General features: G+C 70.3%; 23 protein-coding genes. 12 read left to right on the top strand and 11 right to left on the bottom strand.

What is annotated here, in order from left to right; translation table 11 throughout:
- Nucleotides 1-8 precede the first annotated feature (8 nt).
- Nucleotides 9-902 (top strand): hypothetical protein, encoded by an 894-nt coding sequence (locus OEB96_RS45250; RefSeq protein WP_266223227.1) that lies wholly within the window; start codon nt 9-11, stop codon nt 900-902.
- Between the two features lie 81 nt (nt 903-983).
- On the opposite strand, the gene OEB96_RS45245 is transcribed toward OEB96_RS45250, so the two are convergent.
- Nucleotides 984-2,096: a formylglycine-generating enzyme family protein gene (locus tag OEB96_RS45245; protein WP_266223226.1), complete on the bottom strand. Its 1,113-nt coding sequence runs from the start codon at nt 2,094-2,096 to the stop codon at nt 984-986.
- 116 nt (nt 2,097-2,212) lie between these two features.
- Here OEB96_RS45245 and OEB96_RS45240 point away from each other — a divergent pair, with 116 nt between their 5' ends.
- Nucleotides 2,213-2,491: a hypothetical protein gene (locus OEB96_RS45240; protein ID WP_266223225.1), complete on the top strand. Its 279-nt coding sequence runs from the start codon at nt 2,213-2,215 to the stop codon at nt 2,489-2,491.
- A gap of 80 nt (nt 2,492-2,571) precedes the next feature.
- On the opposite strand, the gene OEB96_RS45235 is transcribed toward OEB96_RS45240, so the two are convergent.
- Complete coding sequence (locus OEB96_RS45235) at nt 2,572-4,125, bottom strand: vWA domain-containing protein (protein WP_266223224.1); 1,554 nt, start codon at nt 4,123-4,125, stop codon at nt 2,572-2,574.
- Between the two features lie 41 nt (nt 4,126-4,166).
- Nucleotides 4,167-5,837, bottom strand: a complete 1,671-nt coding sequence (locus OEB96_RS45230) for a hypothetical protein (protein WP_266223223.1) — start codon at nt 5,835-5,837, stop codon at nt 4,167-4,169.
- Between the two features lie 345 nt (nt 5,838-6,182).
- Between OEB96_RS45230 and OEB96_RS45225 the strand changes: the two genes are divergently transcribed.
- Nucleotides 6,183-6,716: a hypothetical protein gene (locus tag OEB96_RS45225; RefSeq protein WP_266223222.1), complete on the top strand. Its 534-nt coding sequence runs from the start codon at nt 6,183-6,185 to the stop codon at nt 6,714-6,716.
- Nucleotides 6,717-6,727: 11 nt separating this feature from the next.
- A complete protein-coding gene (locus tag OEB96_RS45220; RefSeq protein WP_266223221.1) occupies nt 6,728-7,225 on the top strand; it encodes a hypothetical protein in 498 nt (165 codons plus the stop codon).
- A gap of 1 nt (nt 7,226) precedes the next feature.
- On the opposite strand, the gene OEB96_RS45215 is transcribed toward OEB96_RS45220, so the two are convergent.
- Nucleotides 7,227-8,963: a CotH kinase family protein gene (locus tag OEB96_RS45215; protein ID WP_266223220.1), complete on the bottom strand. Its 1,737-nt coding sequence runs from the start codon at nt 8,961-8,963 to the stop codon at nt 7,227-7,229.
- Nucleotides 8,964-9,040: 77 nt separating this feature from the next.
- On the opposite strand from OEB96_RS45215, the gene OEB96_RS45210 reads away from it, so the two are divergent.
- From OEB96_RS45210 to OEB96_RS45195, 4 genes are all read left to right on the top strand, one after another.
- A complete protein-coding gene (locus OEB96_RS45210; RefSeq protein ID WP_266223219.1) occupies nt 9,041-10,240 on the top strand; it encodes a beta propeller repeat protein in 1,200 nt (399 codons plus the stop codon).
- Nucleotides 10,241-10,367: 127 nt separating this feature from the next.
- Nucleotides 10,368-10,802 carry a hypothetical protein gene (locus OEB96_RS45205; protein ID WP_266223218.1) on the top strand — a complete coding sequence of 145 codons (435 nt, stop codon included), beginning with the start codon at nt 10,368-10,370 and terminating at the stop codon, nt 10,800-10,802.
- A gap of 101 nt (nt 10,803-10,903) precedes the next feature.
- A complete protein-coding gene (locus OEB96_RS45200; protein ID WP_266223217.1) occupies nt 10,904-12,031 on the top strand; it encodes a hypothetical protein in 1,128 nt (375 codons plus the stop codon).
- Between the two features lie 132 nt (nt 12,032-12,163).
- Nucleotides 12,164-12,619 carry a hypothetical protein gene (locus OEB96_RS45195; RefSeq protein WP_266223216.1) on the top strand — a complete coding sequence of 152 codons (456 nt, stop codon included), beginning with the start codon at nt 12,164-12,166 and terminating at the stop codon, nt 12,617-12,619.
- Between the two features lie 30 nt (nt 12,620-12,649).
- Here OEB96_RS45195 and OEB96_RS45190 read toward each other — a convergent pair whose 3' ends face one another.
- From OEB96_RS45190 to OEB96_RS45180, 3 genes are all read right to left on the bottom strand, one after another.
- Nucleotides 12,650-13,948, bottom strand: a complete 1,299-nt coding sequence (locus OEB96_RS45190; protein WP_266223215.1) for a hypothetical protein — start codon at nt 13,946-13,948, stop codon at nt 12,650-12,652.
- Nucleotides 13,949-14,076: 128 nt separating this feature from the next.
- Nucleotides 14,077-15,444 (bottom strand): MATE family efflux transporter, encoded by a 1,368-nt coding sequence (locus tag OEB96_RS45185; protein ID WP_266223214.1) that lies wholly within the window; start codon nt 15,442-15,444, stop codon nt 14,077-14,079.
- A gap of 267 nt (nt 15,445-15,711) precedes the next feature.
- A complete protein-coding gene (locus OEB96_RS45180; protein ID WP_266223213.1) occupies nt 15,712-16,374 on the bottom strand; it encodes a glutathione S-transferase family protein in 663 nt (220 codons plus the stop codon).
- A gap of 107 nt (nt 16,375-16,481) precedes the next feature.
- Between OEB96_RS45180 and OEB96_RS45175 the strand changes: the two genes are divergently transcribed.
- A complete protein-coding gene (locus tag OEB96_RS45175; RefSeq protein ID WP_266223212.1) occupies nt 16,482-17,081 on the top strand; it encodes a hypothetical protein in 600 nt (199 codons plus the stop codon).
- Nucleotides 17,082-17,098: 17 nt separating this feature from the next.
- Here the strand turns inward: OEB96_RS45175 and OEB96_RS45170 are convergent, their stop codons facing one another.
- The 3 genes from OEB96_RS45170 to aroA form a co-directional block, all read right to left on the bottom strand.
- Entirely contained in the window at nt 17,099-18,676 is a 1,578-nt protein-coding gene (locus tag OEB96_RS45170; protein WP_266223211.1) for a right-handed parallel beta-helix repeat-containing protein, read from the bottom strand.
- 76 nt (nt 18,677-18,752) lie between these two features.
- Complete coding sequence (locus OEB96_RS45165; RefSeq protein WP_266223210.1) at nt 18,753-20,069, bottom strand: class I SAM-dependent RNA methyltransferase; 1,317 nt, start codon at nt 20,067-20,069, stop codon at nt 18,753-18,755.
- On the bottom strand, nt 20,066-21,394 hold the full coding sequence (gene aroA / locus OEB96_RS45160) for a 3-phosphoshikimate 1-carboxyvinyltransferase (RefSeq protein ID WP_266223209.1): 1,329 nt from the start codon (nt 21,392-21,394) through the stop codon (nt 20,066-20,068). Before aroA ends, OEB96_RS45165 begins: the two co-directional genes overlap by 4 nt.
- A 166-nt stretch (nt 21,395-21,560) precedes the next feature.
- Here aroA and OEB96_RS45155 point away from each other — a divergent pair, with 166 nt between their 5' ends.
- The 3 genes from OEB96_RS45155 (at nt 21,561) to OEB96_RS45145 (ending at nt 25,527) form a co-directional block, all read left to right on the top strand.
- The gene (locus tag OEB96_RS45155; RefSeq protein ID WP_266223208.1) at nt 21,561-22,706 is read left to right on the top strand and encodes a hypothetical protein; all 1,146 of its coding nucleotides are present in this window, start codon (nt 21,561-21,563) and stop codon (nt 22,704-22,706) included.
- 216 nt (nt 22,707-22,922) lie between these two features.
- The gene (locus OEB96_RS45150; RefSeq protein ID WP_266223207.1) at nt 22,923-23,579 is read left to right on the top strand and encodes a hypothetical protein; all 657 of its coding nucleotides are present in this window, start codon (nt 22,923-22,925) and stop codon (nt 23,577-23,579) included.
- Nucleotides 23,580-23,658: 79 nt separating this feature from the next.
- A complete protein-coding gene (locus tag OEB96_RS45145) occupies nt 23,659-25,527 on the top strand; it encodes a M43 family zinc metalloprotease (protein WP_266223206.1) in 1,869 nt (622 codons plus the stop codon).
- A gap of 28 nt (nt 25,528-25,555) precedes the next feature.
- Here OEB96_RS45145 and OEB96_RS45140 read toward each other — a convergent pair whose 3' ends face one another.
- Nucleotides 25,556-26,401 (bottom strand): glycosyltransferase family 2 protein, encoded by an 846-nt coding sequence (locus tag OEB96_RS45140; RefSeq protein ID WP_266223205.1) that lies wholly within the window; start codon nt 26,399-26,401, stop codon nt 25,556-25,558.
- Between the last annotated feature and the right edge of the window lie 7 nt (nt 26,402-26,408).

The following is a 26,408-nucleotide window of genomic DNA, read 5'->3' as shown; positions in this document are numbered from 1 at the left end:
GGATTGTCGTGGCCGCGACCGGCCTGTGTTTGACGACTGCGTGTGGGCCCACGGGCGTGGCCGCGGAGACCGACGGCGAGAGCGAGGGCTCGTCGGGCACCACGGGCGACGCGACCAACACCAACCCCACGATGCCGATGACCACCACGCCCACGACGGTGGGCGACGTGACCAGCGACGTGACCACGGACACACCCGATGTGACGACCGATCCGACGCTGCCTCCCGAGGACACCACCGCCGGGATGACCGAGAGCTGCTGCGAGCCGCACGACGCGCCCGGCTGCGACGACGAGGCGGTGGTGGACTGCGTGTGCGCGCAGGAGGCGGCGTGCTGCGCCTTCAGCTGGGACGAGGTCTGCGTGGAGCTGGCCCAGGGCGACTGCATGGCGGTGTGTGACGGGGGGACCACCGAGGGGACCACCACCGGAGCTGGCGAAGCCTGCAGCGAGGTCGTGACCTTCGAGATGATGCCCTCCGAAGCCACCCTCAGCGGCGCCTGGATGCTGGGCATGAGCATGGTGGGCGAGGGCGAGATCTCGGTGAACCAGATGGGCGGGCCGGGCTCGATCCTGTTCGAGCCCGACATCCCCTGCGATGACACCTGGTACATCTGGGTGCGCGCCTTCAACAACGGCAGCGACGACTCCTACTTCGCCACCCTCGACGGTGAGCCGATGCCGGAGGCGATCTTCGAGGGCGACTGCCAAAACGGCGGCCAGGGCTACATCTGGGCCCCGCTCAACTGGCGCGACCAGATGGCCGGCCCCTGCACCTACGTGGAGGATCCCTGGGCACCCGACTGGACCACCGGGGTGCACCAGATCGAGTTCACGTATCGCGAGGCCGCGGCGATGGGGCGGATTCTGATCACGAACGATCAGGATCTCGTGCCGATGTAGCGCGAGGGCGCGCGAGAGCGACAGTGGGCGGGCCCTCGGGTCCGCCCGCTTCGTTTTCGAACGATGGGCTGGAGTACCGGGCTACTGGCTGGCCTTGCCATCGGCAGCGGCCGGAGCCGCCGGGGCGGCGGAATCGGCCGAAGCCGCTTCCTTCTCCGCCTTCTGCCTCTCCAGCAGCGCCCGCGCCTCCTCCAGCGTCGCCGCGCACCGCCACCCGAAGTGGTGGAACTCCACCTTGGGATCGTTGGCCGGGTAGTGCGTGCGCCGGTACGCCCCGGTGGCGTAGGTCTTGTCCCAGTACCACGAGCCCCCGCGAACAACGCGCTTCTCGTGCCCCTTGCACGGCTCCTTGCCGCCGCACGGACCCTTGGGATCGGTGCCGCGGCACTCGTCGCCGCAGGCCTCGTAGCTGCGCGAGTCCCAGTCGTAGACCCACTCCCACGAGTTGCCGCTCATGTCGTAGAGCCCATACACACCGGGCGGGCGGCTGCCGATCTCGAACGGCTTGCCCTTCCAGGGCTGCTCCATCTTCTTTTGCACGCCGCAGCTGCGCCCGCGCTCGTCCATGATGATGGCGTGCTCGCAGGTGGCCTCCTCGTTGCCCCACGGGTAGAGGTTGCCGTCGGGTCCGCGGGCGGCCTTCTCCCACTGCGCCTCGGTGGGCAGGTGCTTGCCCTCGACCTCGCAGTGCTTGACCGCCGCGTACCAGTTGGGACCCGTGATCGGCTGCCGCGGGTGGTTGAAGTCGTTGTAGAGCGGCCCGCCCCGCATGCACTTCTTGGCCTTCTGGCAGTCCTTGTACTCCTTGTAGGTGACCTCGTTGAGGTCCATGTAGAAGGTCTGCAGCCAGATCGTCTCGGCCGGGTGCGTGTTCTTGGGGCCGTCGTCGGTGCCGCGGATGAACGGACCGCCGGGGATGCACGCCATGCCCTCGGGGACCTCCTCGCAGGGCTCGATCACGGTGCCGTCGGGGGCGACCAGCTTCGGCGGCTCGGGCTCGGGCTCGGGCTCGGGTTCCGGCTCGGGGGCGGGCTCGGGCTCCGGCTCGGGAGCCACGACCGGCTCGGGAGCGGGCGCGTCGGCGACCACGGGGTCGGGCTCGGCGGGCGCGGGAGCCCGGCAGGCGGGTACGAGCAGCAGCAGCAGCGAGCACGCAGAACGAAGACGGACGGGGGAAACCGGAGAGCGAGCCATGGCGGGCGGTGGGGGTTGATACCATCGCTTTACACGCCTTGCCCGCCTCGGCCAAGCTGGGGCACCCCGTGGGAGGGACCCAAGGGGCGTGCTGCACCCAAGGAAACGAGCGACACATGAACATCAAGGACATTGCGGCGACCCTTGCGATCCTCGGCTCCGGCGCGCTGGTCATGACCGGCTGCGGCAAGGACAAGCCCGCGACGGAGGTCCCGGGCGGCGATGCCGAGGTGGCTCCGACCGGCGGCGACGAAGCGGTGCCTCCGGCCGGCGAGGCGTCATGCGGCGAGGGGCACACCGAGGAAGGCCACTGCGGCGGCGAAGAGGCAGCGGGCGGCGGCGAAGCCTCCTGCGGCGGCGAGGGCGAGGGCGAAGGCTCCTGCGGCGGCAAGTAGGTCGCCCTCGCTGGTCTTCGGGAATCGAGCGAGCCCGCCATGCGCGTGCATGGCGGGCTCGTCGTTGGCTGGACCCCAAGCTAGTCCTGCGGCCAGGGATTGGGCGGGTTGGGGCTCTGCGGCTCGTCGGCTGCCCCGCGCGTGTCGAGGTTGTCGATGAACTTGCGGATGTACTTCAGGTCGTCCTCGATGTCGGCATCGGGGTTGTCGGCCAGCCAGTCCTCGACCTGCTCGGCCAGCGGCACGAGCACACCGCGCGCACCCGCGAGGTCGCCGTAGGACGAGCGCGTGGCCGCCATCTGAAAGCCTGCGTAGATGTTGAGCATCACGAAGCTCTTCTCCACGCCCGCGAAGCTGAAGTGACCCTCGTCGGGCGTCTGCCCCGGCGACAGCGGGCTGCGGATCTTCACCGAGGTGCTCATGGTCTCGTCGCTGCCCGGCGCGTCCCAGCTCATGGTGATCTGGCCGACCGTTCCCTCCTCCTCGGCGGCGGCGGGGTCGCGGGGCACGACCTCGACGATCATGGCTCCACCACCACCGCGGCGGCCGCCCTCGTTGTCGTCGACCGCGGTGCGGTGGGCGATCTGCAGCGAGGGGATCGAGATCTGCCCCACGTTGCCCCAGGTCTGCGCCTGCTTGGTGCCGTAGATCGCCCGTAGCGCATAGCCCGGATCGACCTGCACGCTGATCTCCACGTCCTTGGCCAGCGGCACGAGGAAGGTCTTGACCTCCTCCTCGAACACCTCGAGGACAGCGGCCGGATCCTCGAGGAAGTAGAACGCGCCCGCGCCCTTCTCGGCCAGGTCGCGCATGAGCTCGGGGTTGAAGCCGTCGCCCACGCCGATGGTGGTCAGGCCGTAGCCCTCGGCGTTGTAGGCGGCCGACATCTCGACCAGCCTGGTGTCGCTCTGGATCCCCGAGGTGGCCTCGCCGTCCGACAGCAGGATCACCCGGTTCTGCAGCGCGGGGTCGGCATGGGCCTCGACCGTCTCGTAGGCGACCCGCAGGCCGTCGTAGATGTTGGTGCTGCCGCCCGCCTGCAGCGAGCCGATGGCCAGGGTCAGCTCGGGGTCGTTGCCGATCACCGACTCGATCACCACCTCGGCCTGGTCGTCGAATGCGACCAGGCTCACCCGATCGTCGGGGCCGAGGTCGTCGAGCATGCGGTAGAGGCCCTCGCGCACGTAGCCGATGGGGTCTCCCGCCATCGAGCCGCTGGTGTCGACCGCGATCGCGAGGTTGAGCGGCGGCCGCTGCAGCGTGCTGGGGTCGATGGGCGTGTTCATGCCCAGCATCAGCAGCGTGCAGTTGCTGCCGTTGATCATGTTGCCCATCACCCCGAGCTCACCGTGCAGGCAGATGTCCTGGCCGCAGTCGGCGGGGGGGAGCTCGAGCTTGTGCTCGTTGAAGAAGCCCACGTCGTCGAGGGTCTCGGGGCCGGGGAGGTCTCCGTCGTCGAGGATGGCGCGGAACTGGCCGAAGTCCTGGGCGCCGCCCTGGGCCACGCCGGCGCCGCCTCCATCGCCTCCGAACGAGGCGTCCTCCGACGCGGCAGCACAGCCTCCGGCGAGCGCAAGGGCCAACAGGGAGACGGGCAGGGCCGTCGAGCGAGCGAAACGGGTGAAGCGAGTCATGGTGAAGGTCCTCTCGAAGGTAGGAAAAGCCAAGGTTCGGATCAGCCGGCGGACGGCTCGACGTAGAGGGCCACGACCTCGAGGTCGAGCCCGAGTGAATCTGGGCCCTCGGCACACTGCGGGTCGAGGGCGGCCCGCTCCTCGGAGTGGGCCAGGGCCACGGTCATCTCGGCACCACCCTCGTCGGTGAGGGTCTGGCGGCCGCCGGGGGCGAGCTCGACGACGCCGAAGGGACCGCCGCCCACGCTCACCGAGGTGGCTCGAATGACGGTGCCGCACCCTTCGCTCACCACGTAGCCGCAGTCGAACTCGGGCACGGCGGCCACCTGCAAGCCATGGAAGGGCGGGAACACGGTGCCGCGGAACGCCTGCAGCTCCACCTGCGGAAGACCGGGGGTCTCGTCGACGGTGAACAGCTGCACGCCGCCTTCGCCCGCGCTGGTGGCACCCAGTCCGGCCATGCGGACCATGCGACCGGGCTCGAGCGAGAGCTCGGTCAGCGGCGCGCACAGGTACCAGCGAAACTCCTGCGAGACCTCGCCGTCGACGTTGCGGGTGCCGAGGTCGAGCGCGAAGCAGCCATCGACGCCGTGCTCGGCGGAGAGCACCTCCCAGGTGATCCCATCGGTGAACTCGCTCCACTCCAGGCGCCCCGCGTCGCTCTGCGGCGCGCACTCGCCCTGAACGGGCGGGGCGGTGGGAGGCACCAGGAACAGCACGTCGTCGCCCTTCGCCTCGTAGGTGCCCAGGGTGTCGGGATCGGTGGTGGGGTGCAGCTCGATGCGGCCGCGCGGCTCCTCGCTGGTCTCGGCGCCCTCGCCCGGCACCTCGTGCTCGGGCACCTGGCCCTCCATCCAGAACGCCACCGCGGGGGGCAGGCCGTCCACGTCCAGGAGCACGGCGTAGCAATCGAGATCGACGGGCTCGATGGGATCACCGTTGTCGTCGAACACGATCTCGTCGCCGTCCGAGTCCCACTGCTCCCACTCGTTGTTCAGCCGCAGGCCGAAGTTCTGGCCGGGGTCGAGCGCGAACGACTGTGCATTGCCGAACAGGGGCTCGGTGACCAGGCGCCCCGGATCCTCGGCGACCGCGTCGCAGTCCAGGTCGACGCCGGGGGCCAGCCGGCGCATCCGCACGACGACGCGCTCGCTGCCGGCGTTGTGCACGTAGACGTCGGTCCACAGTGGCCAGCGGAACGGCTCGCCCGGCGGCGGGCTGGTGGCCGCGCAGCAGAGCAGGCCGGCACCGGCCGCCACCACCTCGGCCCCCCGTCGCGCACCGAACGAGGCCGAGCGCCGCATGGCGCCCGTCAGCGCCCACAGGCTCAGCGCGAGCGCAGGCAGGGCCAAGAGGTCGGTGGGGTCGCGGGTGATCGCCCACGGAAAGCCGATCGACGCCATCGCTGCGGACCACCCTCCCGCGGCCGCGGCCGAGAGCTGGATGGCCGAGAACACCACGCCCACCGCAGCGTGGGCGAGCCACAGGCCCCGCATGCTTCGCACCCGGCAGAGCGCTGCCAACAGCACGGGCGCGACGACGAGGCCGGCCACGTCGCTGAGCTTGCCGGTCACGACCGAGGGCAGCAGCGAGGCGCCCTTGAGCACGTGGTCGTTGAGCACCAGCACCGCGAGGCTCCCCAGCCACAGCGGGTGCAACAGGGCCCGCGAGGGTCGTAGCGCGGGGGAGGGGTCGTCGAAGCGAAGGGACATGGCAACGTGGCTCCTAAGGAGTAGGGATCGAGGTGGCAGCGTACACGGCCGAGCCGAGCGGTTCGAATGCAGGATCGGCGCGGCTCCAAGCGGCCTCGCAGGCTGGTAGTGCCGCTCGCCTTCGGTTCGATCGTGCGACTCGAAAGTTTTTTCAGCAATGAAATCATGCGGTTGTGCTGGAGCCAGGACTCGCCGGGCGCGCGGACGAGGGCGGCGCGAGGGGAGGTTCGGCGATGGGAGCCGGACCACGACATCGCTGTCGCGCTCGCGACCGGCCCGACCGCACCCGCGATTCGATTGCACGGGGGACGGGACGCGGGGCAGTCCTGCGCTATGGTGAGGGGCATGAGACTTGGCTTGATGGTGCTGATGGTCGCTGCGGTGGGCGGGTGCTCGGCGGGGCTCGAAGACGCATCCGCCGGCGACACCGATGACTTCATCGACCAGGACGTGCCCCCCGGCAATTGCTCGGCCGGCACGACGAGCGACTGTCCCGAGCCCGCCACCACCGGCTCGCCGCTCGGTGGCCCGTGCATCGACACCAACGACTGCGCCGCGGGCAACTGCATCGCACCGTTCATCGACGGTCGGGTCGGAGACTTCACCTGTGTCGAGCAGTGCATCCCCCTGATGGACGAAGGGGTGTGGTGCGTGGACGACAGCGCCTGCTGTGATGCAGGAGCGGTCTGCAGCGCGCGAGGTCTGTGCGTCATCCCGGAGGGCGGGCTCGACGACTCGGGCACGGCGGGCGACAGCGGGACGGGGAGCGACGACACGGGGGGAACCGAGGGCAGCGGGACCGCGGGCGGAACCGAGGGCAGCGGGACCGACGGTGGCTCGGGCACCGGGGGTGCCACCGGAACCACCGGCATGCAATGATCGGCGCCCCCATGCGAACCCTGCTCGCACCGCTGGTGCTCGCGTCGCTCGCTACCGCGTGTGGCGACGACCTTCCCGATCCTCCGCTGGGCTCGAGCTCGAGCTCGACCGGCGTGAGCCCGAGCGACACCACCACCGGCCTCTCCGGCAGCACGTCGACCAGCACGACGGACGACACCAGTGGAGCGTCGTCGTCCAGCACGGGATTCTCGAGCGTGGGCATCCCCGACGAGTGCACCGTGACCGCCGATTGCCCGCGGGGCGAGCTGTGCGTGGCGCCGTTCGATCAGAGCGCGGGGCCCGAGGGCAAGGGCCCGCTCGAGTGCGTGATCGAGTGCGTGGTGATCATGGACGAGGACCGCTGGTGCGCCGATGCGGCCGCGTGCTGCGACCCCGAGGCGGAGTGCACCGATCGGGGCTACTGCGTGTATCCGAGCGACTCGACCGGGGCGACCGACAGCGGCGAGAGCACGGGTGACACCGGTGGCTCGACCGGCACCACCGGCTGAGCTACTCGCTACAGATGAACGAGCCCTTCTCGATGCAGTTGCACTCGGACCAGGCTCCGTTGCGCAGGAACACGCAGTCGAACCAGTCGAGCACGTGGGCGGGCTGGCCCTCGGCCCACGCGTCGAACCCAGGCGCCGTGCCGTCGAGCCACCGATAGTCCTCTTCGGTCTCGCGGTCGTTGAGCCCGATGGCCCAGCGCCCGCCGTCGATCTCCGCGGCCGCGGCCCACACCTGCGCCGTCTGCTCGAGGCTCTCGAACCGCGCGAGCGTGCGTCCCTGTGCCTCGCAGTAGCTGCGGGCCTCGAGCCAGGAGATGCGGTTGTGGCACAGGTAGAAGGTGCGCCCCTCGCTCTCGATCGAAGGGCACTCGCAATCGGGGGAGTCGTCGGCGAAGCCGGAGCAGTCGTCGTCGATCCCGTTGCACAGCTCGGTGGCGCCGAAGTGGACCGAGGGGTCGTCCTCGTTGCAGTCCTGGAAGCACGGCCCGAAGCCGTCGCCGTCGCGATCGGGCTCCTGCCCGTCCACCAGGCACTCGAGCTGGGGCTCGAGCAGGTCGGCGCTGGTCAGGATGTACTCCCTGGCGCTGCCGCGTGCCGACTCGACCGACGACTCCGAGTAGGGCTTGCGCGGGTCGGAGCGCATGGCCTCGTCGGTGAGCGCGATCGCCTGGTCGATCTCCGCCTCGAGGTCGAGCTCCCGCACCCGGGGCAGCGCGTCTCGAAAGGCCAGCACGTAGTCGACGAGGCAGCGCTGGTCGTGCAGGCACTTGTAGCCGAGGTAGCCCTCGTGCTCGTAGGGGGTGACCCGCCGCGCCAGCGCCTGGTCGAGGCTCCACGGCAGGTAGCTCCACTGGTCGGCTCGAGGCTCGTGGTAGACGAAGAAGTTGTGCCCGCCCACGTGGCCGTCGAACTGGCCCACGATGGTCTCGCCCGCCATGAAGGCGAGGAAGCGGGGCATGTCGACCACCCCGTCGGTGGTGTCGTCGCCGTAGAACACGGCGTTGCCGGGCAGCTGGGCGAGCTCGGAGAACGCGAGCAGGTCGGCGCGGGTGTGGTCGGAGCCCTCGTCTTGATCCCAGTCGTTCACGTCGTGATCGAGATCGGCGCTGCGGTCGGACTCGTAGAGGTTGCCGCTGGGATCGTCGTACACGCGCGCGAGGAACGGGTCGTCGTAGGGCTCGAGCACGAGGTAGAGGCCGTACTCCTCGTCGTTGACGAACACCTGCGCGTAGCCGATCCGTGGCGCGGGCACGTCGAGCTCGCGGAACACCCGGTAGCCGATCCACTCGCGCAGCATCGAAGAGTCGACCACCATGTTGTTCAGGGTCAGGCCCTCGAGCCCCAGGAAGCGGGCGCCCTGGACGTACTCGTCGAATTCGAGCTTGAACGAGGGCTTGTCGGACAGCTCGCGAAACGAGTGGTTGCCCTTGAGACGAATGCCCACGTTGGAGAAGACCTCGCCCTCGTACTCGAAGGTACCGGGCGTCCACTCCTTGGGAGCGGCCTCGAGCGCGGCCCACGAGGCCTCGTCGATGCGCAGGTCGAAGCGCGACAGCCGGGTGAGCGAGAGCAGCTCGTCGGCGCTCTGGGCCGGCCCCGGATCGACGATCGTCGGCGCGGGATCGTCCTGGCCACAGCTCGCGGCCGCGGCGAGGATCGCCGCCAGCACCCACGAAGGAGTCCCCGCGAGGGCCGAGCCGAGCCACTGCTCGCTCGCGTGCTGCGTTGGAGCCGTCATGGGCACCCCGACCATGGTACGAAGGATCGGTGCAGCAGGCTCGTCCCCCGCGGAGGTCCGGGCTCGTTTTCTCCCCCATGGTCGGGCTCGCGCTCGCGTGCGGGGGCGCAGGCGAGGACGGGACCGGTGGCGAGTCGGACTCGGAAGACGTCCCGATCCCCGACATGGAGCGTTGCGCGCCGATCTCGATCCCCACGGGCCCGGGCCCGGGCGCCCAGCAGCTGGAGCGGGTGGCAACGCGCAACGAGATCCCCGGGCTCGCGCAGCAGCCCACCGCGCACGGTCGGATCCTCGGCACGGTGTTCGCCTTCGATGGCCGCCTGCACCTGGGCTACGGCGACTACACGGACAACACGGGGCCCATCGCGATGACCGCGTGGGACCCGGGGCAGCAGGCGTTCGTCTCGCTGGGCACGCTGCCGACCGAGGAGGTGCTGTGGTTTCGGTCGGGGCACGGCACGCTCTACAGCCCCGCCGTCGATCCCGATGGACACGAGGAATCGGGAGGGGTCTACCGGCTCGACTGTGGGCAGAGCTCGTGGCAGGTGATGCCGCCGATCGAGGGGGCCGTTCACGTCTACGACGTGGCGGTGCAGGGCGAGGCGATCTACGCCACCACCGGCTCGCTCAACGGTCGGCCCGCGCTGCTGCTCGAGTCCCACGACCACGGCGAGCACTGGACCGAGATCCTGCGGCGCGAGTCGGCGCCCGATCGGTTCTCGCGCTTCTACTTCGTGGGAGCCACGGAGCAGCTGCTGTTCGTGAGCGGCCGCGAGCACCCCGATCCGGGCGAGCCGCTCGCGTGGCTGCGGCGCGAGCGTGATCGAGGCTCGCTCGAGCCGCTGGCCGATCCTCCGGACGGTGCGCTGGTGCCGATCGTGCTGCGCGACGCGATGGTGATCGCGGCGTTCTCGAGCAACCCCGGGCGGGGCAGCCACCAGGGGACCTACCGCATCGAGGGCCAGGCGTTCGTGCCCGACCAGCCCTGGCCCGCGGGCGATGGGCTCGAGCTGGTGGCGTGGGCGCCCCAGCTCGACGCCGATGGCGGCCCCGAGCGGCTGCTGGTGCTGATGCGGGCGACCGACGGCACCACCGGCGTGTACCGCACCGCTGCGCTCGCGGGCGACGCGACCTCGTGGGAGCACGTCGCGGAGCTCGAGGCCCTGCCCGACGGCGACCAATTCGTCTCGATGGCGCTGCTGCTCGGTGACCTCTACCTGGGCACCCGCGCCGGCTCGCTCCACGCCTTGCGCGAGCTCGACGCTCCTGCGCCGTGATCGGGGTGTGGCTGGCCACGGCCTTCCATCGGCCCTGACCGGAGGTAACGTCGATTTCGGTGGGCTGGCAGGAATGGGTCACCGGGCTCGGCAGACGGGCGGCTCGTAGTTCGGTACCCTCCGTCGTGTGAGCGAGCAACCCCCGTTGTCCCTCAAGTGGATCATGATCGGCGCCGCGGTGCAGGGCGGCCTGAGCTGGCTCTTGCCGGCGTTCCTGCTCGAGCCCCTCGGAGTTCCGCTCGTGGGAGCGCTGGGGCCCCTGGGCGGCACGCTCGCGTTCGTGTTCATCGTGGCCTTTGGGGCGTTCTTCGGCGGCGGCCTGCTGGTCGCGTACTTCAGCCCGGGCAACACCATCAAGGAGCCGGCGATCGCGGCCACGGTGGCGATCGGGTTCAATCAGGTCTACGCGCTCACCCGCGAGGGCGCCGAGATCAACGTGCTCGGGATCGTGATCGCGGTGGTGCTGGGGTATGCCTTTGCGCTCGCCGGGGCAAAGGCCGGCGAGAAGCTCCAGGGCGAGACCACCGACAAGATGCGAGAGCGCGGCGAGCTCGGAGGCTGACGAGCGAGATCGCGCGCTCTTGCACGCAATCCGTCCCTCGATGGCCGTCGATTCCAGGTTTCGGGTCGTCGGTTCGGATCTCGCGTGCCATCCTCCGCGGCATGCGTGAGCTTCCTGCCCCCTCGTTCCCTTCGTTTCGCACGCTGCTCCCCTCGTGTCTCGGGCTGATGCTGCTGGCCGGTTGTCCGGGCGACGAGCCTCCCGTCGATCCCGACGGTAGCTCGGGTAGCAGCACCACCTCGGTCACGAGCCTGACCAGTCCCACGACCACGCTCACCACCGATCCCACGATCGACCCACCGTGCGGAACCGGTGGCTGCAGCGAGACGACCACCGGCGGGACCACGGGCCCGAGCGATTCCACGGGAAGCACGAGCTCGGGAGGCACGAGCTCGGGAAGCACGAGCTCGGAGAGCACGAGCTCGGGAAGCACGAGCTCGGGAAGCACGTCCGGCGCCTCGACTTCGGAGTCCTCGGGAACCACGGGCGGCTCGGAGTCCTCGGGGACCACGGGCGGCGCGACCACGGGCGTGGTCTTCATCCAGCCGCTCGACGTGGGCGGCGGCGCGGCGTGCGACCCCTGGCTGCAGGACTGCCCGGTGGGCGAGAAGTGCAACGCATGGGACAGCAGCGGCGGCGGCTCGTGGGATGCCAACGGCTGCTTTCCCGTCGATCCGGCTCCCGTGCCGGTGGGCGCCGTGTGTCAGGTCGTGGGCTCGGGCACCTCGGGGCTCGACAACTGCGAGCTCGGGGCCATGTGCTGGGACGTCGACATCGCGACCAACGAGGGCACGTGCGTGGCGCTGTGCACCGGCTCGCCCGCCGCACCCAACTGTGCGCCGGCCGGTACCTCCTGCGTGATCGCCAACAGCGGCGTGCTCACCCTGTGTCTGCCGGGCTGCGATCCCCTGGTTCAGGACTGCGCCCCCGGCCAGGCCTGCTACCCGGTCGTGGATTCGTTCACGTGCGCGCCGGATGCCTCGGGCGCGGGCGGGTTCGATGGCGACGCCTGTGCCTTCATCAACGTGTGCGATCCGGGCCTGATGTGCATCGACCCCGCTGCGGTCGAGGGCTGCCTGGGCGGCTCCCCCGGCTGCTGCACTCCCTTCTGTGACGTGACCGCGCCCGGTGACCCGTGCCCCGCCGTCACCGAGGAGTGCGTGCCGTTCTTTGCGGCGGGGATGGCCCCGCTCGGCCACGAGGACGTGGGCGTCTGCGCGATCCCGTGACGCAGCTTGGCGGAGCGGTCCACGAGTCGGTCTCGGCCGCTCCGCCCCCGTCATCCCTCGCCGGCAACCCGCGACGGCGATATCCCGGCGATCGTCGCTCGACACCGCCGCAGCAGGGTGCAGACCGGCGACATGGAGCGGCTCGTCTACGCCGTCTTCGACGACCACGACACGGCCCAGCGGGCCATCGATGCGCTGCTCGAGCACGGCGTGCCCGAGGAGGTCGTCGATCTCGCACTGCACGAGGGGCACGTGGAGCCCGCCGATCTTCCTGCGCCGGCTCTTCGGTCGCGTCGACTCGGGCTCACGGGCGGAGCGGCCGCTGCCGCCGTGGGGGCGGTGGTTGGCATCCTGGTCACCGGCAGCGGCTATGGCGCTGGCATCGGGCTGTTGATGGGGGGCATGCTGGGGTTCCTGTTCGCAGCGCTGTTCGGGCACGTGGAGCCCAAGCCCGAGGTCGTGACCCTCGCCCAGAGGGTCGAGCACGGTCGCGTGCTGGTGACCGTGGACGCGACCAGCGAGCTCGCCGGCCTCGACCTCGAGCGCTTCTTCGGCGATCGCGGCGCGCGGGAGGTCGGGATGACCTGACGTGCTCGAAGCCCGAGCCCAAAATCCGCGTCAGATCCGTCCCACGCGTCGGTTCTTGCGGCGCCGGGCCTCCTCGTCGACGGGCTTCTTGCGCATCTCGTCCTCCTCGGACTTGCCGAAGAACACCTGCAGCCCGCCGCCGAAGTAGAAGCCGGTGTTGAAGCCACCGTTGAGGGTGATGCCGACCGCGTCCTTGATGATGATGCGTGCGCTGAGGATCAGGTTCACCACCGGGATCACCGGCGGGATCCCACCCTGCTTCTGGCGGTAGCCGAACGCCTCCAGGTCGTTCTCGTCGCACTCCGTGGCGGTGCAGTTGGCGAACAGCCCGGGGTTGGGGTTGCTCAGCTGGCTCTGGTCGGGCGGGGTCATGTCGCCGTCGTTGGCCGCGTCCCAGCGCGGGGTGCAGCGGGTGAGGTCGGCGAGATCCTCGAGCGTCTGACAGGTCCCCGGGGTCGCCATGCCGTTGGAGAAGCCCTCGGGCGCGGTGCCCAGCGGGGTCTGGTACACGCCGCCGAACAAGATGCCCAGACCCAGGCCACCGCCGCCGCCGATGTCGAACTCCACGTTGGGGGTGATCACCACGGGGGCGCGCGCGATGAAGTCGACCTCCATGGCGATGAGGCCCAGCTCGATCTCGGTGTAGTCGGCGGACTCGATGTTGCCCGCGCCGCCGTCGTAGCGCGCCTTGTCGAGCCACAGGCCATCGGGCACCTTGGCGCGCTGGTACTGCACCGAAGCGGCCACGTCGAGCACGCGCGAGAACCGATAGGCATAGTCGGCGCCCACGTAGAAGTTGCAGCCGTCTTGCTGGGCGAGGCCGCGATCGGCCGCGAACGCGCCGATCGTCGACCCGCGGCACAGCGCGTTGGTGTGGGTCGCCAGCCAGTTCGACAGGATCCACGTGGGAATGACCACGATGCCGCCGTGCGCCCCGATGGCGTGACGATGGAAGGCCGAGCCCGCTCCGCTCAGCTTGCGATCGTCCTCGAGGCTCACGTCCTCGTCGTCCTCGGGCACGGGCTCGACCGCCTCGTCGGGGACCGGCTCGGTCTCCTCGGGCACGGGGGCCGTCGAGGCGGGAGCCTTGGACGACGTGGGCTGCATGGTCGAGGCGGGGGCCTTGGACGACGTGGGCTGCGGAGGCTCGACCACGGTGGGTTCGGGCGTGGCCTCGGGCGTCGGCTCGGCGGTGGGGGTCTGGACGGGCTGCGCCGTGCTCCGCAGCTCCGTGAGCGCGAGGGCCGACCCCTCCGCCCTTGCCGTGGCCGGCAGGCCCACGGCCAGCGTCATGCACATCGTCGCGAATGGAAGCCCACGGGGTCGCATGTCCCAATCATAGGCCGATCGGGGTGGTCGCTGGCCAGTCTTGGGCGAAACCATCCTTGGCGGCGGCCCTTGGCGGCGGCCCTTGGCGGCGGCGCAGGGCCTTGGCGGCGGGCTCCGCCCGACCGTGGCTAGAGCTTGATCTTGCGCCACCCGTGCCCAAGGAACTTGGCGCCCATCACGATGCCCAGCGCGCAGATGTAGAGGGTGGCGGCCGCCCACACCCCCTCCATGCCGTAGCCGAGGGTGGGGCCCAGGAGCCAGGCGCCAGGCACGAACAGGCCAAAGTGGAGCATGAGCTCGGCCACCGCCACGAACACGTTGGCGCCCGCCCCGAACAGGGCCTGCGAGAGCACCAGGCCGATGGCCATCAGCGGCAGCCCGATGGTGATGATGCGCAGCGAGTTCGCCCCGGCCGCGGCCACGCTGGGGTCGTTGGGCGAGACGACGGCGATGATCGGCTCGGGAATGGCCAGGAACAGCAAGCCGATGACGATCATCGCCAGCACCCCGACCCGCGAGGCCTCCCAGCCGTAGCGGGCGGCGAGGTTGGGCTTGCCCGCGCCGAGGCTCTGGCTCACGCAGGTGGCAGTCGCGGTGCCGAACGCGATGAGCGGCATGAAGCACACCCCGGCGATGTCCATGATCGCCTTGGTGGCGGCGCCATACACGTTGCCCGTGCCCGCCTCGGTGTCGATGACCCCCACGAAGCGCATGAACAGGGCGAAGCCGGCCATCAGCACCACCGTGGCCGCGCCCGAGGGCACCATGAGCTTGACGATCCGCCACATCACTCCGGGGTCGAAGTGATGCAGGCGGTAGAACACGTACTTGGTGCGGTAGTGCTTGCGGTGCGCCACCAAGGCGATGATGAGCAGGCCCAGGTAGGTGCTGATCACCGAGGCATAGCCAGCGCCGGCCAGCGCCATCTTGGGGATCCCCAGCGCATCGTTGCCGTAGATGAAGAAGTAGTTCAGGACGACGTTGAACACGTTCATCGCAACGGCGGCCCACAGGTGCACGTAGGTGCGGCCGACCCCGTCGAAGAACGCCTTGTAGGCGAAGGTCACGACCATGCCGGCCACGCCCAGCATGCGGATCTGCGCGTACTCGATCGCCAGCGCCTCTTGCTGCCCGCCGCCCTCGGCCAGGTAGCCCACGCCCTTGGGGCACGCGAGCCACCCCAGCGTGGTGCCCACCAAGCCGGCGATCACCGCGATGCACAGCGCATTGAACAGCACCGCGCCTGCGCCCTTGTAGTCGGCCTCGGCGTAGCGGCGACCCGTGATCGCCTGGGTGCCCGCACCCACGGCCGCAAAGAATCCGCCGAACGCCCAGAAGAACGGCATCGCCACGCCGAGCGCCGCCTGAGAGGCGGTGGCCTCGTCGCCTTGCAGGCGGCCGACCATGGCGTTGTCGGCCACGTTGACCAGGTACTGGGTGACCATCGCCAGCACCACCCACACGCCCAGCCGCACCACGCGACGCACCAGCGGCATCTCCAGGCCGAGCTTCAGGAACCGGGGTGGCTCGTCGCCGAGACTGGTGAGCTCGTCGGACAGCGGCGCAGACCTCTGTGTGCGGGGGCTTACCCCAGCGGGGTGAGCCGAGCAAGTCCGCGACGACGCGGGGACGGCGTTGCAGGGGGCGCCAGGGCCCGCGCAGCACGTGCACGACGCAATTCTCACACGTTGCACGGTCGCGCGGCGGCAACGGCGAACCGCCTCGGCGGCCCCGATCGCGGAGCTCGGCTCGATCGAGCCGGGCTAGACCAGCAGCGAGCGACCGATGGTCTCGGCCTCGGCCTGCGTGGGGGCGAGCTTGCCGGGGATCTCGCGCCCCCGCTGGACCGCGGGTCGCTGGCCAACGACCTCGAGCCAGCGGGCGAGGTGGGGAAGGCCGTCGATCGTGATTCCCGACCACTCGTACGTGCTCGCCCAGCACCAGTTGGCGATGTCGGCGATGGAGTACTCCCCCGCGAGGTACTCGGAGCGGCCGAGCTGGCCGTCGAGCACCTCGAGCAGGCGCCGAGCCTCTCGCTGGTAGCGCTGAGTCGCGTAGGGGATCCGCTCGGGCGCGTAGCGATGGAAGACGTTGGCTTGGCCCATCATCGGACCCAGACCGCCCATCTGGAACATCAGCCACTGGATGGCGCGCGAGCGGGCGGCGACCTCGGTCGACAGCAACGCCCCGGCCTTCTCCGCCAGGTACATCAGGACCGCGCCCGACTCGAACACGGCCAGGTCGTCCTGGTCGCGGTCCACGATGGCGGGAATCCGACCGTTGGGGTTGATCGCGAGGAACGGGGGCTGCTTCTGCTCTCCTGCCTTGAGATCCACCCGGTGCACCGTGTAGGGCAGCGCGAGCTCCTCGAGCGCGATGGAGGCCTTCCAGCCGTTGGGTGTCGAAGCGGTATAGAGGTCGATCATCGGCTCGGCACCAGTCGAAAAGGTACTAGAGGGGCCGCAGCTCTTGCACGTGCCCGGCCTCTCCCAGAGCGTCCCAAGATGGTATCGTGAGGGTTCACTGGAGGACCATGGCCATCGAGCTCAAGATCCGCGATGTCCGCACCGGAGAGGCCCGAGTAGCCTCGTTCGAGTCGGTTGGCGATGCCGAGAATTGGCTACGCGAGCGCCCGCGCTTCACGGAGGTGCTGGGGCCCGCTCGCCATGGAGCCATCCCTCCCGGCGACGAAATTCGGCTGCGGGAGGCCATGCGCCCGCTCGACGAGGAGGAGCGCGCGGCTCAGGTCGAGCAGGACGAGCGCAGCGCCCAGGCCATCCGCAAGATGATGGCCGGCGAGCAGGAGCGGATGCGCCAGGAGATGGAGGCGCGTCGCGAGGCCAACCGCGACGCCGACCCGAACCGGCCCATGGTGGTCGGTTTCGAGCGGGGCAAGGGCATGTCCAACGGCGATCCGGCCGATGACCGCGAGGTGACCGAGGTGGCCCGCAAGGCCGTGCTGGCCTGGGTGGCCGAGCGGGATACCTGGGTGCACTCGCGAGGGCAGTACGTGGCGAGCGCGCAGGTCGTGGTGTGGCCGGGGCCCTTGCCGTCGGGGACCAGCGAGGACGAGCGGGTGCAGGCCGGGGGGCAATTCCAGGTGCTGGCCGGGACGGCGCCCGAGCTGAATTGATCGCCAGCCGAGCGGGCCTACGGCACGTCGGCGCCCGCGTAGTCGTTGGCGCCCGCCATCTCCGGCCGCGGCTCGCCGTCGAAGTCGACCACCGGATCTCCCGGCTGATGCACCGCCACCCCCTCGGGGATCGAGCCGGGCAGCACGTGCCAGTCGGCGTCCATGCCGGTCACGGGGTTGACGAAGATCGTCCCCAGGTCCATCGCGTCGGCCTGCACGTTGCCCATGCCCTGGCCCAGACCCGTGTTGACGACCGAGGTGTGGACCGAGGTGCTGGTACAGTCCAAGCCGGCCTCGAACGGCTGGTGCAGCACGATCGAATTGCGGATCGAGGTGGGCCCTGCCATGCCGCCGCAGCTGAACGTGCCGATGATGGTGGAGTGCACCACGTCGACTGTGCCGCCGTTGGCCACATGGACCCCGTCGTTGTTGTACTGGTTGTAGTAGACCATCGAGTTGACCAGCTGCAGCTCGCCGCCGTTGATCACCTCGATGCCACCCGCCACGTAGTGGTTGCGTACGACGCTGCGCCGCAGCACCGCGCTGCCACCGTCGATGACGATGCCCCCGCTGCTGTTCTCGAAGGTGGTCTGGTCGGTGAGCAGCTCGCCCGCGCCGGTGACCATCACCCCCAGGCCCCCGGTGCTCACCACCGATCGCCGCAGGCGCAGCGAGCAGCCGGTCACGTCCGCGGCCGTGTCGCCGCCCACGAAGTTGGTGTCGGTCGCGAACACTTGCCCGGTGTTGCAGCGGATCGCGGTGCCGCTGAAGCCACGATCGATGGTGAGGCGAGCGAGGTAGGTCTCGGGCGACTGCGCCCAGTGGTCGATGGTGAAGCCCGCAACGCCGTCGAGCGTGGCGGCCAGGCCCGCCGAGGGCCCGATGATCGCCACCGGGCGGTTGTTGTCGGGATCGACGGTGCCCTCGTAGGGGTTGGGGCTGCCGGCCACGAAGATCGCCCACGGCTCGCTGCCCGCCTGTCCATTGAGCACCTCCATGGCCTCGACCACGGTGCAGAACGGGTTGGCCTCGCTGCCCGTGCCCCCGGCGCAGCCACCGAAGGTGTTGTCGACCCAGAGGCGGTTGCTCTGGGCGAAGCACTCGCCCGTGGTGTAGCGACAGGCCCCGGTGGAGCACTGCTCGTGCTCGGTGCAGCCGCTGCACACGCCGACCTCGGCGTCGCACACCGGGGCCGTGGGGTCGAGGGCCATGCACGCACCGTCGGGCAGGCCCGTGCAGTCGACGCAGGTGCCGTCGACGCAGTAGGGCGTGGCGGCATCGCACGCCGGGTCGGGCCCGTCGCCCTCGCAATCGGCCGGGCCCGCGGTCGTGTCGGGATCGGTGGTCGGAGGATCGTCGGTGTCGGGCCCGGTGGTCGGCGTGGTGGCGGTGGTGCTGGTCTCCGTGCCGGGGCTGGTCGCCGTCTGCTCCTGCGAGGTGGTGCCGCTGCCCTCAGCGAGCTCGGTGTCGACGGGGACGCCGGGATCGAAGCACGCCGACAGCACGAGCGCCCCGCCGCCCAGGCCGAGCGCGAGGCCCCGGGCGCAGATCGGGTGAGCGAGCGGATGGCGAGGGCGGCGAAGGGCAAGGGTCATTGGTAGACACTACCACCGGGGCGGCGCGTGCGGCCGCCCCATGCGCGCCCTGACCAGGCCCTCCGAGGCGGCCGTCCTACTTGCCCACGAGCCACGCCACCAGCTCGATGTGCGCGGTTTGGGGCAGCGTATCGAACGCGCGCGTGCGGATCAGGCGGTAGGCGCCGTCGGGGCCGGTGAGCCGGTTGAGATCGTCGCGAAGCGAGCGTGGGTTGCAGCTCATCAGGTGCAGTCGGGAACCGTGCAGCTGGTTCAGCTGGCTGCACACGGTGGGACCCAGCCCTCCGCGGGGTGGGTTGGCCACCACCAGATCCGGATGCCGAGCGGGCCCGCGCGGGTTGCCGAGGATCCGCGCCAGGAACTCCTCGACCAGCTGCGGCTCGATCCCGAGCTGGCGTGCGCTCTCGGGGTACGACTCGCAGGGCAACACCTGGGCGAAGCGCTCGCGCAGCAACGCGGTGGTGACCCCGGCTCCGGCATAGAGGTCCAGCGCCACGCGACCGTGGGGCACGCCTCCTGCGGGCACGTGCACCAGGTCGTGATAGGCCATCGCAATCGCGGTGGGGTTGGGCTGCAGGAATCCCAGCGGGCCGCAGTGGAACTCGACCCCGGCGATGTCGAGGGTGAGGCTCTGGCTGCCCCGTATGGGGCGCAGCGAGGTCCCGCGCAGGTCGTTGCCCCGGGTGGAGTTGACGCCCCAGGCGACCCCGGCCGGCACCGTGAGGCGCTCGGCCAGCGCACGCACGCTGGGGGAGGTCGGCTCGGACGTGATGAGGGTGAGCAGCACCTGGCCGCGCCCGTCGGTCTTGAACCACACGTAGCGGAGGTCGCCGTGCTCGCCCAGCTCGTCGTAGGGCTCGACGCGCATCGCGTTGGCCTGCTCGACCAGCTCCTGGGCACAGCGGACGATGTCGGGATGGTCGACGAGGCAGCCGCTCATGTCGGCCACGTTGTGGGTGCCCCGCATGTAGCTGCCCAGCACCAGGGCTCCCGCTTCACCATCGACCACGCGCTTGGCCGACCAGCGGTAGTGCAGGCCGTCGCCCTCCTCGAGCACCACCAGCCGGTCGATCTCCAGATCGTACTCGCGTGCGAGCTCCTGGCGCTTGAGCTCGTGCTGGCTGGAGAGATCCATCTCCATCAGCGGGCAGCCGTTGCAGCGGCCATGGTGAGAGCAGGGCGCGGCGCGGCGACCGGGGTGGGTGTTGCGTCGGCGTACCGCGTTCCCGTGGGCGCGCGGCCGCTGCTTGCTCACGTAGTCGAGCTCGACGTCACCGGTCTCGCCGGGCAGGAGCCCGCCGACGTGGATCTCGTAGTCTCCATGGTGTGCGACGCCGTCCCCGTGACGGGAGAGCGTCTTGGCCATCACCGTGATGGTGTCTCCCGGCTTCATCGGGCGCTGCTCACGACCATACCGAGCCTTTCGAGCACCGAGAAGTACTCCGGCCATGTTTTGGCCACGCAGCCCGGGTCCCGCACGCCCACGTCCCCCACCAGGGCGAAGGCCATGGCCATGCGGTGGTCCTCGTAGGTGTCCACGGTCACCCCGGCTCTGGGTCCCCCCGAGGGTGGGTGGATGTCCAGGCCGTCGGGATGCTCGTGGACGGTGGCCCCCAGCTTGCGCAGCTCCGTGGCGGCTGCGGCCAGGCGATCGCTCTCGTGGTGGCGCAGGATCGCCACGCCGCGGATCCGGGTGGGCCCTCGGGCGTGGATGGCCAGCGCCGCGAGCGTGAGGGTCATGTCCGGCATTTCGCCGAGGTCGAAGTCCCCGCCTCGAAGCGGGCCCGCTCCGCGGACGGAGGTCTGGTGGGCCGCCTGGTCGACCGCTGCGCCCATCGGCGCGAGCACGGCGGGAGCGAAGGCCACGTCGCCCTGCAGGCTGTCGTGGCCGAGCCCGGCGATCGTGCAGTGGCCGCCGTACAGGGCCGCGAGCGCCAGCGGATAGCTGGCCGCCGAGGCGTCGGGCTCGATGGTGGTGTCGATGGCGCGCAGCGACGAGGGCTCGATCTCCAGGGTGCGCGCGTCGAGCCAGCGTGCATGGCCACCGAACGCCTGCACGGTGGCGAGGGTCATGTCGACATACGGGCGGGCCGGGGTGCCCTGCTCGAGCACGATCCGCGTGGGGGCGGCCGCGAGGAGGGCCGCGATCACCAGGCCGCTGACGATCTGCGAGCTGGCTGGTCGAGCGAGGGTGATCGTCCCCCCGCGGAGCCGAGGTCCGTCGGGGCCGACCTCGACCGGCAGGCACCCGGGCTCGCCCCGGGTGGTGAGCCGCGCCCCTTGGTCGCGCAGCGCGTCGAGCAGCTGGGCCATGGGGCGTTCCCTCATGCGCGGCGTGCCGTCGATGATCGCGTGCACCGGGCTGGCCGCCACCACGGCACCCAGCAAGCGAGCCACGGTGCCTGCGGTGCCCACGTGGAGCGTGGGCGGAAGGCCCGGTGCCGATTGGACGGTGGAGCGCAGCGGACCCGCGAGGCCCTCGACCGCGAGCGTGCCGTCCGCATCCGGAAAATCGAGCAGCTCGACCCCCAGCGTGGCCAGGCAGGCCCGCATGTGTCGAGTGTCGTCGGCCTCGAGGAGGTTGCGGAGGGTCGACGTGCCCTCGGCCAGCGCCGCGAGCAACAGGGCTCGGTTGCTCAGGCTCTTGGAGCCTGGCGGGCTCAGCGTGACGTCGAAGGGCGCAGGGGGCCGCAGGCGGATGGGGTCGGGCAGCGCCATCACCGGGACGCTACCGCAGCCTCGCGGCCGTCATCATGCATTGGCGCCAGGAGCCTGGTTGGGCGTGCGAGGGAGCTCCGCGACGGCGCAGCTGCGCGGGCCGAGCCAGCTCACGCGATGGCCGAAGCCGTTCCCTCGCGATCCTTCCCTGCGCTATAATGCGCGCGTGCATCGACTGGCTTGGCGTTTCCTGATCGCATCGTCCTTCCCGCTGGCTCTGGCTGCGTGTCCCGCTGCCGATGACACGGCGACCACCCTCGACACGGCCAACAACGACACGGAGATGAGCACGGGGGGCTCGACCACCGCGACCACCCTGCCCATGACCACCACCGGGCCCGACGACACCACCACCACCGGTGAAGAGTCGTCCGGAAGCTCGACCACGACCGGTGAGGGAAGCTCGTCCACCGGCCCCGTGGCCGATACCGGAGAGAGCGGCGGTGAGGTGTCGGTGTGTGGCAACAACCAGATCGAGGGCGACGAGGTCTGCGACCTCTCCCAGGTCAATGGCGAGACCTGTCAGTCGCTGGGCTATCAGGGCGGCCAGCTCGGGTGCCTGCTGACCTGCGACGACTACAACCTGCTCGGCTGCTTCATCTGCGGCAACGAGGTGGTCGACATCGCCGAGGATTGCGAGGGCGAGGTCCAGGAGGGGGTCACCTGCGAGTCGCTCGGGTACGAGGCCGGCGACATCACCTGCGGGGCCGACTGCCTCTACGACCTCAGCGAGTGCTCGATCTGCGGCGACGGCATCCAGCAGGGGCCCGAGAATTGCGACGGCATCGACTTTGGCGGCGAGACCTGCGTGAGCCTCGGCTTCGACGCCGGCAACCTCGCCTGCAACCTCGCCAACTGCAGCTTCAACTTCAGCAACTGCAGCGGCGGGCAGTACATCCAGGACTTCGAGGGCGGCGTGATGCCGGCCCAGTTCACCGGGGGTGGCAACGCCAACTGGGTGGTCGACAACATGATGCCGATCGCCGGCGGGTTCTCGGCGCACAGCGGCGTGATCGGTCACAGCCAGCAGTCGCAGATGAACGTGAACGTCAACATGGCGGTTGCCGGCACCATCGACTTCGCCTACAGCATCAGCAGCGAGGCTTGCTGCGACTACCTGCGCTTCTACGTCGACGGCGTGCAGGTCGTGGGGGCGCAGTGGTCGGGCGTGACCAGCGGCATGGCCAGCTATCCGGTCGCTGCGGGCGCGCATACGCTCCAGTGGCGGTACCAAAAGGACGGCAGCATCGTCGCGGGCTCCGATCGGGCCTGGGTCGACAACATCGTCCTGGTCGGCGGGGTTCCGATCTAGTCATGGCCCCCCGCGGCCAGCGGTAGGCGAGCAAAGAGCGAGGTTGCCCCCCGGAAGGGGGGCATGGGTGGGCCGACCGGGGTGCTCTGCTAGGCTCGTGCTGCGGACGGCGGTTGACAGTGGGATCTCCCACTTCGGTGGTGGCTGGGGCCGTTCGAGGTGGGCGCTCTCGACCTGCCCTGCATGCTATACGCGACGCGGCCTCGAGGTACGATCATGCTGCGCAACACCCTGATTCTGGCGTCGTTCATCCTCGTCATCGGCTGCGACGTCGAGCCGTCGAGCTCCATGCGGTTCCGCTCCGCGGCGGAGGACGGTCTGGTGGCGTTCCTCGGCGACCACGAGGTCAGCACCCAGGACGTGCTCGACTTCGACTGTGCGCTTCGCAGCGACACCGCACGGTACATCGACGACTTCCGCACCGGTCCCGACGAGCTCTACGGAACCGCGGACGACCAGGTCATCGACTCCGAGGCGACGCTGGACTCGATCTACTTCGTCGGCCCGGCGAGCATCGCGAAGCTGTACGACTGTGCCGAGCTGTTCGGCTACATCGCGCCGAGCTGCGGCCAGGAAGGCTCCTGGTCGGAGACGCTGGGCAGCGGCGACGACTGGGAAGACGCGGTGCCCCCGGGCCTCGTCGAGGAGATCGAGGACTACTGGGGTCTGTACGACCTGTGCGGCGACTACAACGGTGGCATGGCGCCCTCGTACTTCTCCGAGGTGACGATCAACTACTCGGGCTGCGACGTGCTCACCTACGAGGTGACCTGGGTGCAGGCGGTCGAGCCCGGGGTCCAAGAGGTCCGCGTGCACTACTACGACGCGGATCTCGATCTGTTCGACGGCTCGTGCGAGCCGGGGCCGGCCTGAGCGAGCACGGGCCTTCGGTTCCCGTTGGATCCGGCCGCTCGCAACGCTCCACCGGGCTCGCCTGTTACGCTTCGGGCCGGTGACCTCACCACCCGCACCGCCCTCTCGTCTACGTCGCGTGGTGCGTGGGCTGTGGGGTTGGCTCTGGCGTCCGCTGTTGGTGCTGCTGGTGGCGGGCGCGCTGGGCTGGTGGATGCTCGGCCTGCCTTCGCGCGAGCGGGCCGAGCGACCTGCACCCATCTCCGAGCCCACGACGGCTCGAGCACCCGAGCCATCCCCCGCGCCTCGCGTGTGGCGGCCGCGTCCGGTGGTCGAGCCCGCGCCCGGCTGCATGCCCCGGGCCGAGCGCCGCTGCATCGATGGCGACGCGTGGTGGGTCGACGGCTGCGGAGTGCCCAATGAGGTCGCGCAGGAGTGCGGTGCGGCACCCTGCCGCGCCGGTGCGTGCGAGCCCGGGCCGCCCGGATGCGGCGACGTGCCGATCCTCGGGCGCTGCGACGAGGACGTGGCGGTGGGCTGCGCGGGCGGGCGTCCGTTCTCGGTGGACTGCGGCGCTCGGGGCCAGCGCTGCGTGACCACCGAGGAAGGGCCCGTGTGCAAGCCGCCCTCCGAGCACGCCTGTGTGCCCGCCTTCGAGCCCCCGCGGTGCGATGGCAACGAGCTGGTCGCGTGCGTCGAGGGCGAGCGCCAGCGCCTCGACTGCCGCTCGCGCGGGGCGATCTGCGGGCGCTCGCCCCACGGGGGCGCCGCCGCGTGCCTCCAGCCAAGGCCTCCCGTGATGCCCGATGGCTGCGACGATCCCTGCGGCTGCCCCGACGACACGCGGCGCGACGAGATCTGCAACGGCCTCGACGATGACGCCGACGGCTTCGTCGACGAGTCGGGGCAGTGCCCGCCGCTCGACCTGGTGGTCTTCGTCATCGTCGACGAGGACGGCCAGGGCAGCTACGCCTTCGAGGAGGTGCAGGCCGAGCTCGCACGTCTCCATCACTGGTTCTCGCGCGACGACGACTTCGGGCTCGAGGTGCGTGCGGTCGACGTGATCCGCGTGGCCGAGCCCTCGTGGCTCGAGCTCGACGGCAACGATCTCTCCGCCATCGTGCGCAGCCGCACCATCAGCGAGCACCGCGACGAGTTCTACGTGCCCGTCGTGCTCACCGATCGCATCTTCGTCGACGGCGTGCCGCGCCCCGGCTTGTCCACCGTGCCCAACGGGAGCTGCGGCGGTCAGCGGCGCATCGCCGGCCCGCAGTCGGGGCACGGGCTGGTCGCGGTCGCCAAGGAGCGCTGGGACACCACGCTCGCGCACGAGCTGGGGCACTTCATGGGCCTGTGTCATACGCACGCCGATCACCCCCAGGAGGTGATTCCGGTCGATTCCGAGGCCGGCGGTCGCATGTGCATGGAGGCTTGCGTGCTCGACGGTGATGGTCTTTGCGACACTCCGCCCGATCCCGGTCCCGAGACCTGCCTCGTCGGTCCCGAGTGCGCGCTCGTGTGCGCCGATGGCAGCCAGCCCGATCCCGGCAACGTCATGGGCTACTACCCGGAGTGTCGCCGTGGCTTCTCGGCCGAGCAGGCCAAGCTCATGCGACGCACGTTCGCCCTGCGTCGGCAGTGGCATCGCTGTCTCGTCGGCGATGGCTGCCCGTGCGAGATCGGGGCCACGACCGACGGCGAGGCGTGCCCCGAGGCCATGAGCTGCCGCCGCTTCGCCGGCGACGACGGCCCCTATCAGCGCTGTGCGCTCGACGGTCCGGTGGTGCCCGGAGGCGTGTGCACCGGCGGCCTCGACTGCTCGCTGGGCGCCCAGTGCATCGGCCAGCCCGACGCCGACTCCCGCTGCGTGCGACCATGCGACGACGACACTCCCGGCTGCCGCTGCGCCGAGGTCAGCGGCGTCTCGCATCCCATCTGCGTCGACGACCTGCAACGGGACGACGGGTGAGCACGGCGCGGACGCTCGCCGGGTTGCGTCAGTCCTCGTCTCGTCGGCGTCGGCGTCGGCGTCGTTTCTCCTCCAGGATGAACAGGTCGGTCATCATCGGGTACCACAGCGACTGCATGCCTGCGTACATCAGTCCCGGCACGCCGTCGCGCCAGGCACCGTGGAGGACCACCGTGCGGCCCAGGTGCAGGAATGGGCGCACGAACAGCGGCAGCTTGTTGTAGGCCCAGCGCAGGCCCACCGTGCGGCCGGCCTTGGTGCGCAGGCTGAAGCCCTCGAGGCCGCGTGCCTCGTCGGTGCCGTCCACGTAGTGCTTGGCCTCCCACTGTGCATAGCGGATGTGCTTGCGAAACCACTCGGCCAGCGGCTTCGCGTCGGCGTGGCGGATCTTGTGCCGCAGCCGGATCACCCGCATCTCCCGATCGTCCACCCGCTCGTGCGTGGCCCGGCCAAAGCGCGCCTTCTCGGCTCGCATCAGCCGCAGGTTGCTCGCGATGCCGAAGCTCCCGTGGTGGAGGTCGCGGCCCAGCACCTCGAACACCCAGCCGATGTAGACCCCGTCCACGTCGTCGCGCGGCAGCACTTGCTCGATCTCCGCCCACAGCTCGGGGGTCATGCGCTCGTCGGCATCGAGGAACAGCACCCAGCGAAAGCGGTCGCGCACCAGGTCGAGCGCGTGGTTGCGCTGCGTGGCGTAGTCGTCGAACTTGCGCACGTGCAGCTCGGCTCCGCCCTCGCGGGCGAGCTCTTGCGTGCGGTCGCTCGAGCCGGAGTCGAGCACCAGCACCGGAGCCTTGGTGCCCACCGAGGCCAGCGCCGCCTCGAGGTTCGGCTCTTCGTCGAGGGTGAGGATGATGACCACGAGCTCTTGCATGAGGGAC

Origin of the sequence: Paraliomyxa miuraensis (assembly GCF_026337845.1) — a bacterium.
In the GTDB taxonomy this organism is placed as follows: Bacteria; Myxococcota_A; Polyangia; order Nannocystales; family Nannocystaceae; genus Paraliomyxa; species Paraliomyxa miuraensis.
Note: the sequence above shows the minus strand (reverse complement) of the source record. Positions and strands in the feature narration are given on the sequence as shown.

What these genes read in the sequence shown, in the direction of transcription:
- OEB96_RS45245 (WP_266223226.1), bottom strand. Translation starts at nt 2,096, where the DNA reads ATGGCTCGCTCTCCGGTTTCCCCCGTCCGTCTTCGTTCTGCGTGCTCG.
- OEB96_RS45240 (WP_266223225.1), top strand. Translation starts at nt 2,213, where the DNA reads ATGAACATCAAGGACATTGCGGCGACCCTTGCGATCCTCGGCTCCGGC.
- OEB96_RS45235 (WP_266223224.1), bottom strand. Translation starts at nt 4,125, where the DNA reads ATGACTCGCTTCACCCGTTTCGCTCGCTCGACGGCCCTGCCCGTCTCC.
- OEB96_RS45230 (WP_266223223.1), bottom strand. Translation starts at nt 5,837, where the DNA reads ATGTCCCTTCGCTTCGACGACCCCTCCCCCGCGCTACGACCCTCGCGG.
- OEB96_RS45225 (WP_266223222.1), top strand. Translation starts at nt 6,183, where the DNA reads ATGAGACTTGGCTTGATGGTGCTGATGGTCGCTGCGGTGGGCGGGTGC.
- OEB96_RS45220 (WP_266223221.1), top strand. Translation starts at nt 6,728, where the DNA reads ATGCGAACCCTGCTCGCACCGCTGGTGCTCGCGTCGCTCGCTACCGCG.
- OEB96_RS45215 (WP_266223220.1), bottom strand. Translation starts at nt 8,963, where the DNA reads ATGACGGCTCCAACGCAGCACGCGAGCGAGCAGTGGCTCGGCTCGGCC.
- OEB96_RS45210 (WP_266223219.1), top strand. Translation starts at nt 9,041, where the DNA reads ATGGTCGGGCTCGCGCTCGCGTGCGGGGGCGCAGGCGAGGACGGGACC.
- OEB96_RS45200 (WP_266223217.1), top strand. Translation starts at nt 10,904, where the DNA reads ATGCGTGAGCTTCCTGCCCCCTCGTTCCCTTCGTTTCGCACGCTGCTC.
- OEB96_RS45195 (WP_266223216.1), top strand. Translation starts at nt 12,164, where the DNA reads ATGGAGCGGCTCGTCTACGCCGTCTTCGACGACCACGACACGGCCCAG.
- OEB96_RS45190 (WP_266223215.1), bottom strand. Translation starts at nt 13,948, where the DNA reads ATGCGACCCCGTGGGCTTCCATTCGCGACGATGTGCATGACGCTGGCC.
- OEB96_RS45185 (WP_266223214.1), bottom strand. Translation starts at nt 15,444, where the DNA reads ATGCCGCTGGTGCGTCGCGTGGTGCGGCTGGGCGTGTGGGTGGTGCTG.
- OEB96_RS45180 (WP_266223213.1), bottom strand. Translation starts at nt 16,374, where the DNA reads ATGATCGACCTCTATACCGCTTCGACACCCAACGGCTGGAAGGCCTCC.
- OEB96_RS45175 (WP_266223212.1), top strand. Translation starts at nt 16,482, where the DNA reads ATGGCCATCGAGCTCAAGATCCGCGATGTCCGCACCGGAGAGGCCCGA.
- OEB96_RS45170 (WP_266223211.1), bottom strand. Translation starts at nt 18,676, where the DNA reads ATGACCCTTGCCCTTCGCCGCCCTCGCCATCCGCTCGCTCACCCGATC.
- OEB96_RS45165 (WP_266223210.1), bottom strand. Translation starts at nt 20,069, where the DNA reads ATGAAGCCGGGAGACACCATCACGGTGATGGCCAAGACGCTCTCCCGT.
- aroA (WP_266223209.1), bottom strand. Translation starts at nt 21,394, where the DNA reads ATGGCGCTGCCCGACCCCATCCGCCTGCGGCCCCCTGCGCCCTTCGAC.
- OEB96_RS45150 (WP_266223207.1), top strand. Translation starts at nt 22,923, where the DNA reads ATGCTGCGCAACACCCTGATTCTGGCGTCGTTCATCCTCGTCATCGGC.
- OEB96_RS45140 (WP_266223205.1), bottom strand. Translation starts at nt 26,401, where the DNA reads ATGCAAGAGCTCGTGGTCATCATCCTCACCCTCGACGAAGAGCCGAAC.